A 6,972-nucleotide genomic window follows, 5' to 3' on the forward strand; every position below is an offset into this window, starting at 1 on the left:
AATCCCTCGTGTCCGCGCCAGGCCCGCACCAGGGTGTCCTGCACCGCGTCCTCCGCCTCGAAGGAGGAGCCGAGCATCCGGTAGCAGTACCCGGTCAGCTCGGTCCGGTGCTTCTCCAGCGCGGCGTCGATCCCCGCCGTCGCCGTGTCCTCACCCATCGCCCACCCGCCCCTGTGGCCGTCCCGTACGCGCCTTCACGCCCAGCACTTCGCAAGCTATCGCAGCCCACTGACAACGACCGCCGGAGCAAGAAGGAGCAAGAAAGAGCCAGAAGACGACCGGATCGGGCCTGACTGGGACCGGCCGTGATCGGCCCTGGACGCACATGAGGGGCACGGGACCGTACGGCCCGTACCCCTCACCCGTTCGAAACGCTTCGGGACGCTCAGTGCGCCGCGACCGGCCGGGCCGCCACCCGCGCCGCCCGTGACCCCAGCACCGTGATGGTTACGACACCCAGGATCGCGAGGAGACCGACGCTCACCGTGCCCGTCCAGCCGTTCGCGTGGAAGGCCAGCGCGCCCACCGTGCTGCCGACGCTGGAGCCGATGTAGTAGGCGGACTGGTAGAGCGCGGAGGCCTGGGCGCGGCCGTGGGTGGCGGTCTTGCTGACGGCCGAGGAGGCGACCGCGTGGCCCGCGAAGAAGCCCGCGGTGATCAGCACCAGGCCGAGCAGGACGAGCGGGAGGGACGCGGCGAGGGAGAGCAGCAGCCCCGCCGTCGTCGTACCGCCCGCCAGATACAGCGCGCCGCGGCGGCCGAGCCGGCCCACCAGACGGCCCGCCGTGGACGCCGAGACCGTGCCCACCAGATAGACCAGGAAGATCGAGCCCACGATGCCCTGCGGCAGCCCGAACGGCGCACCCGTCAGCCGGTAGCCGATCACCGTGTACACCCCGCCGAACACCGTCATGAACAGCGCGCCGATCGCGTACAGACGGCGCAGCAGCGGGTCCGAGAGATGCGTACGGACCGTGCCCAGCAGCACCCGGGGGCGCAGCGAACCCGCCTTGAAGTGCCGCGGCGCCGGCAGCAGCAGCCGGAACGCCACCGCGCACCCGACCGCGATCACCCCGATCACCCCGACCGACACCCGCCAGCCCCACATCTGCGCCACCCAGCCGGTGATCACCCGGCCGCTCATGCCGCCGACGCTGTTGCCCGCCACGAACAGGCCGATCGCCGTGACCAGCGCGCGCGGGCGCACCTCCTCGGCCAGATACGCCTGCGCCGAGGCGGGCAGCCCGGCGAGGGCCGCGCCCTGCACCGCGCGCAGCGCCACCAGCGCGCCGATCGAGGGCGCGAAGGGCACCAGCAGGCCGACGGCCACCGCGACCGCCAGCGAAGCCGTCATCACCGTACGACGCCCGAAGCGCTCCGACAGGGCGCTCATCGGCAGCACGAACAGCGCGAGCCCGCCGGTCGCCGCCGCCACCGTCCAGCTCGCCTCGCTCGCCGCGACCCCGAAGTCGTCGGAGATCAGCGGCAGCAGGGCCTGGGTGGAGTACAGCAGCGCGAAGGTCGCGACCCCGGCGAGGAAGAGGGCGAAGCTCATCCGGCGGTAGCCGGGGCCGCCCGGGGTCAGCCGGGAGTCGGAGGAGGGGGTGAGGACAGGGGACGCGGCGTCCAGGGTGGTGGACGCCCCGGTACTGGCGGGAGACATGCTTCGACCGTAAGGACGCTCCTCTCATCCGTCCAATGCATGGAATCGCCATAATCGTTCCCATGGAGCATCAGCAGAGGTCACAGGCCCGCCTGTCACCATCCGGTGACACAGAAGACATGGCGCTGTTGCTGGCGCCCCGCCTCGCCTACTTCGCCGGCGTGGCCCGCAACGAGCACGTCACCCGCGCCGCCCAGGAACTGAACGTCCCCCAGTCCACCCTCTCCCGCGCGATGGCCCGCCTGGAGCAGGACCTGGGTGTGGAACTGTTCGCCCGGCGCGGCCGCACCCTCGTCCTGACCACCGCGGGCCGCACCTTCCTCGCCTCCGTCGAACGCGCCCTCGGCGAGGTGGAACGCGCCGCCGAGGAGGTCCGCGCCGACGCCGACCCCGCCACCGGCAAGGTCGCCTTCGGGTTTCTGCACACCATGGGCGCCGAGACCGTGCCCGGACTGCTGGGTGCCTTCCGCGCCGAGCACCCGCGCATCCGCTTCAGCCTCGTCCAGAACTACGGCGAGGCCATGCTGGAGGGCATGCGCGCCGGCCGCCTCGACCTCTGTCTGACCTCACCCGTCCCGGACGCCCCCGACCTCGTCGTCCGCCGCCTGGACGAACAGAAACTCCGCCTCGTCGTGCCCGCCGACCATCCGCTCGCGGGGCGCCGCCGGATCCGGCTGGCCGAGGCGGCCGAGGAGAACTTCGTGACCCTGGAACCCGGCTACGGACTGCGCCGTATCACCGACGCCCTGTGCCGCGAGGCCGGATTCGCGCCCCGGATCGCCTTCGAGGGCGAGGAGGCCGAGACGCTACGGGGCCTGGTCGCGGCCGGGCTCGGGGTCGCGCTGCTGCCGCCGCCGACGGTGCCGCGGCCGGGCGTGGTGGAACTGTCCGTCACCGCGCCCCGCGCCGTCCGCGAGATCGGCGTCGCCTGGCCGGCCGACCGCCCGGACACCCCACCGGTCGCCGCCTTCAAGAAGTTCCTGCTGTCGCGGAGGGGCAACCTGCTCCCGTCCTGAACCCCGTTGCGGGACCCGCTGGTTCACCGCAGCCGCAGCGACTTGCCGAACCCCACCGCCAGCGGCATCCGCAGCCCTATCGGCGGCGGCGCCGCCAGCGCGTCCTCGACCGGCCGGGACACCGGGTGCCCGAACAGCGCGCCCCGCATGAAGTCGGCGGCCAGGCACTCCACTTCGTCCCGGTGACCGCCCAGCCGGTGCCCGTCGGAGTGCACCTCGAACCGGCACACCTCCCGGTTCACCTTCTTCGCCCGCGCCGCGAGCCGGAACGACAGCTCCGGGTCGCTGCGCTCGTCGTTCGTGCCGTGCACGATCAGCACCCGCCGCCCCACCAGCTGCTTCACCGGCTCGGCGGGCGCGGCCACGTCCTCCTCTGGCAGCCAAGGGGCCAGCGCCACCACCGAGTTGACGGCCTCGTGCCCGCCCGCCCGCAGCGCCGCCCGGCCACCCATGCCGACGCCGACCAGGCACACCGGGACATCCCCGTACCGCCGTACGACCTCGTCCGCCGCCCACTCCGCGTCGGCGGCCAGATGCGCCTCGCTGCCGTTCCACCCCCGGTACCGGTAGCGGACGGTGTGTACGGCCAGGCCCTCGCCCTTTCCGGTACGGACGAACCGCCGGCCCAGCGAGCGCACGAACGCCGTCGCCCCCACCACGGACGGCCTGCGCGCGGACACCTCCTCCCCGCCGGGCAGCAGCAGCACCACCCCACACACCGAATCCGGCCCCGGCCCGACCACCTTGCCCAGCCCGGCCGTTCGGACCGGCGCTGCTTGCTGTCCCATCAGTCTCCCTTCGAGGAAACCACCGGCTTCGGCCGGTGGGGGAATCGAATCAGCGGCCACGCCGGGAAGCAGCGCGGAATCCCATATCGAATATGACTTACCGCCAGGACTGCTAGCGTCTTGGTTGTGGTCAGAGGAGATCGTCGGGAATCGTCGAACCCCAGGGTTGCTCCCGATCCGAAGTGGCAGGCCGGGGAGCACGCCGAGCGGCGAGGCGAGCGGTGATGCGCTCCTACCGTTTCCTCCTGCGGCCCACAGCCCGTCAGGCGGTCATGCTGGACGCGATGCTGCGAGACCATTGCTCGCTGTACAACGGCGCGTTGCAGGAACGCCGAGGCGCGTGGCGGCACGGCTCGAAGACCACCGTTCGATACGGGGACCAGTCCGCCCAGCTCAAGGAGATCCGGGCGTTCGACCCGGAGCGGCAGGGGCGTTGGTCCTTCTCCTCTCAGCAGGCGACCCTGCGCCGCCTCGACAAGGCATTCCAGGCGTTCTTTCGCCGCGTCAAGGCCGGGCAGAAGCCCGGTTATCCGCGCTTCAAGGGAGTCGGGCGCTTCGACACCGTCATTTTCCCGAAGGACGGGGACGGCTGCCGCTGGAACTCCACCCCGCACGAACAACAAACACGCGTGCGACTGCAGAGCATCGACCACATTCGCGTCCACCAGCACCGGCCGGTCGAAGGCCGAGTGAAGACCATAGCCGTCAAACGGGAGGGGAGCCGCTGGTACGCCGTTCTCTCCTGCGACGATGTCCCCGCGAAACCGCTCCCGCCCGCCGCCGGTCCGATCGGCATCGACATGGGGATCACCCACTTCCTGACCACCTCGGTCGGTGAGCACATCGCCAATCCCGGGTTCCTCGACGCGGCAGCCGAGGAACTGGCCAAGGCCCAGCGGCATCTGGCGACATTCCCCGGAAGAACCCGGCAGCGCACCAAGAAACACCGGGCCGCAGCGCGCCGCGTGGCCAGGCTGTATGCCAAGATCCGGCGTCAACGGCTCGACTTCCACCACAAGACCGCGAGAACGCTGGTCCGTGACCACGACGCGATCGCGCACGAACGGCTCAACACGGCAGGCATGACGAAGGCGCCCGCGCCCAGAGCCGACCCCGACAAGCCCGGCGCCTTCCTGCCGAACGGCGCCGCCGCGAAGACAGGTCTCAACCGTCGTATTCTCGACGCGGGTTGGGCGCAGTTCCTGGGAATCCTGGCGGACAAGGCTGAGAGTGCCGGTCGCCTCGTGGTCCCGGTGGACGCGCGCTGCACATCCCGCACGTGTCCCCGCTGCGAGCATGTCGCGAAGGAGAACCGTGTGACCCGGTCGAGGTTCCACTGCACGGCATGCGGCTTCACCGCGAACGCGGACCATGTCGGCGCGGCGAACGTCCTCAACAGGGCCGGGCCGGCCCTCCGCGACGTGGCACAGCCACCGATGCGGGAAGCTCGCGCGGTGGCGCGTGGGTGGGGTCACGACAGAACAGTGTCAGAAGCCACGGTGTACGAAACCCGTCCACGCGGTCACCGTTGGGTCTCGACGTAAAGAGGACGGAAAGCAGGCGGAAAACGTCCGGCCGTGTCCGGCTGCGGTGCCGGAGCTTTCTACGCGCGTAGGCAGTACAGTGCGGAAATGACGAGCCAGACTGCACCGAAGGGGACCGTTCCGGCGAATGTGCCGGGGCATGTACCGACGCCGGACCAGATCCGCCGGGCGCCCAAGGTTCTGCTGCACGATCATCTGGACGGCGGGCTGCGGCCCGGGACCGTCGTCGAACTCGCCCGGGACAGCGGGTACCCGGAGCTTCCCGAGACCGATCCCGACAAGCTGGGGATCTGGTTCCAGGAGGCCGCCGACTCCGGGTCCTTGGAGCGCTATCTGGAGACCTTCCGGCACACCGTCGGCGTGATGCAGACCCGGGAGTCCCTCGTCCGGGTCGCCCGGGAGTGTGCCGAGGACCTCGCCGAGGACGGGGTGGTCTACGCCGAGGTGCGGTACGCGCCCGAGCAGCACCTGGAGCAGGGGCTGACCCTGGAAGAGGTCGTCGAGGCGGTCAACGAGGGGTTCCGGCAGGGGGAGCGGCTCGCCCGGGAGAACGGGCACCGGATCCGGGTCGGCGCCCTGCTCACCGCCATGCGGCACGCGGCCCGCTCCCTGGAGATCGCCGAACTCGCCAACCGCTACCGGGACTCCGGCGTCGTCGGCTTCGACATCGCCGGTGCCGAGGCCGGGCACCCGCCCACCCGGCACCTGGACGCCTTCGAGTACCTCAAGCGCGAGAACAACCACTTCACCATCCACGCCGGAGAGGCCTTCGGACTGCCCTCCATCTGGCAGGCGCTGCAATGGTGCGGCGCCGACCGGCTCGGGCACGGGGTGCGGATCATCGACGACATCGAGGTCCGGCCGGACGGGTCGGTGCGGCTCGGGCGGCTCGCGTCGTACGTCCGGGACAAGCGGATCCCGCTGGAGCTGTGCCCCAGTTCCAACCTTCAGACGGGGGCCGCGCCCTCCTACGCCGAGCATCCGATCGGACTGCTGCGCAAGCTTCTGTTCCGGGCCACGGTTAATACCGACAATCGTCTTATGTCGCACACCAGCATGAGCCAGGAGTTCGAGCATCTTGTCGACGCGTTCGGTTATACGCTCGACGACCTCCAATGGTTCTCTGTCAATGGGATGAAATCAGCGTTCATTCCTTTCGATGAACGCCTTGCCATGATCAATGACGTCATCAAGCCCGGATATGCCGAACTGAAATCCGAATGGCTGTTTCAGCAGACGCCTCCCACCAGCGGTTCTGTGAGTTCCGAGGGGTAGGCGGCGGCCTCTCGCGGTGCGGAATGCGGACACGCTTTCACCAGGTGTTCGCATTTCGGTGTTTGCGGGTCGGGGTGCGGCGCGTTTACGGTCATGGACCGCTCCTGAAGTTTTCCGTCTCCGCATTCAAGGACGCATTTACCATGAAGCAGTCTGCCGTCAAGACCCTCGGTGTCGCCGCCCTCGGTGCCGCCTTCGCCGCCGTCGGCGCGGGTGCCGCCAACGCCGCTCCCGCCGCTCCCGACACCACGCAGGTCACCAAGGCGCTGCCGGGGACCGTCGAGGCGCTCACCCAGGGGCAGGGTGCCGTGGCCTCCGGTGTGGCCGCCGCGAAGCCGGCCGTGCAGCGGGTGCTCGCGCAGGGGCCGACCGGGCTGCTCGGTGGACTGCCGCTCGGCAGCACCGGCCTGCCCACCCACGGCATGGGTGTCAACGGGCTCCCGCTCGGCTGACGCCACCACCGTCCCGACGCCGCCGGTGTGTTCCGGATCCGACCGGAGCGCCCCGGCGGCGTGGTGTGTCACCAGCTGGAGGCGCGGGCCTTGTCCTCGGACGGCAGCAGGATCCACAGGGCTATGTAGAGCAGGAACTGAGGGCCCGGCAGCAGACAGGACAGCACGAAGATCACGCGCATCGTGGTCGCGGAGGTGCCGAAGCGGCGGGCCAGGCCCGCGCACACTCCGCCG

Annotated in this window: 8 protein-coding genes; 4 read left to right on the forward strand and 4 right to left on the reverse strand. The window is 70.5% G+C overall.

Translation table 11 applies throughout. From position 1 onward, the window contains the following. Both CCN72_RS16945 and CCN72_RS16950 read right to left on the reverse strand, forming a co-directional pair. The coding region (locus tag CCN72_RS16945) for a sigma factor (protein ID WP_279630251.1) at nucleotides 1-158 on the reverse strand (158 nt) is incomplete at its 3' end. 227 nt (nucleotides 159-385) lie between these two features. Continuing rightward, on the reverse strand, nucleotides 386-1,663 hold the full coding sequence (locus CCN72_RS16950) for an MFS transporter (protein WP_086808248.1): 1,278 nt from the start codon (nucleotides 1,661-1,663) through the stop codon (nucleotides 386-388). Nucleotides 1,664-1,725: 62 nt separating this feature from the next. Between CCN72_RS16950 and CCN72_RS16955 the strand changes: the two genes are divergently transcribed. Continuing rightward, nucleotides 1,726-2,679 (forward strand): LysR family transcriptional regulator, encoded by a 954-nt coding sequence (locus CCN72_RS16955; protein ID WP_086808249.1) that lies wholly within the window; start codon nucleotides 1,726-1,728, stop codon nucleotides 2,677-2,679. Nucleotides 2,680-2,702: 23 nt separating this feature from the next. Here CCN72_RS16955 and CCN72_RS16960 read toward each other — a convergent pair whose 3' ends face one another. Next, nucleotides 2,703-3,467, reverse strand: a complete 765-nt coding sequence (locus CCN72_RS16960; RefSeq protein ID WP_086808250.1) for an alpha/beta hydrolase family protein — start codon at nucleotides 3,465-3,467, stop codon at nucleotides 2,703-2,705. A 221-nt stretch (nucleotides 3,468-3,688) separates the two neighbouring features. On the opposite strand from CCN72_RS16960, the gene CCN72_RS16965 reads away from it, so the two are divergent. From CCN72_RS16965 to CCN72_RS16975, 3 genes are all read left to right on the forward strand, one after another. Then, nucleotides 3,689-5,011, forward strand: a complete 1,323-nt coding sequence (locus CCN72_RS16965; RefSeq protein ID WP_244174268.1) for an RNA-guided endonuclease InsQ/TnpB family protein — start codon at nucleotides 3,689-3,691, stop codon at nucleotides 5,009-5,011. 87 nt (nucleotides 5,012-5,098) lie between these two features. Next, nucleotides 5,099-6,286: an adenosine deaminase gene (locus CCN72_RS16970; RefSeq protein WP_086808251.1), complete on the forward strand. Its 1,188-nt coding sequence runs from the start codon at nucleotides 5,099-5,101 to the stop codon at nucleotides 6,284-6,286. Between the two features lie 143 nt (nucleotides 6,287-6,429). Continuing rightward, nucleotides 6,430-6,738, forward strand: coding sequence for an ATP-binding protein (locus tag CCN72_RS16975; protein ID WP_086808252.1), 309 nt, complete (start codon nucleotides 6,430-6,432; stop codon nucleotides 6,736-6,738). A 68-nt stretch (nucleotides 6,739-6,806) separates the two neighbouring features. Here CCN72_RS16975 and CCN72_RS16980 read toward each other — a convergent pair. After that, nucleotides 6,807-6,972: PspC domain-containing protein (locus CCN72_RS16980; protein ID WP_086808253.1), on the reverse strand; the 166-nt coding region annotated here is incomplete at its 5' end.

The organism is Streptomyces murinus (assembly GCF_002154555.1).
GTDB lineage: Bacteria > Actinomycetota > Actinomycetes > Streptomycetales > Streptomycetaceae > Streptomyces > Streptomyces murinus.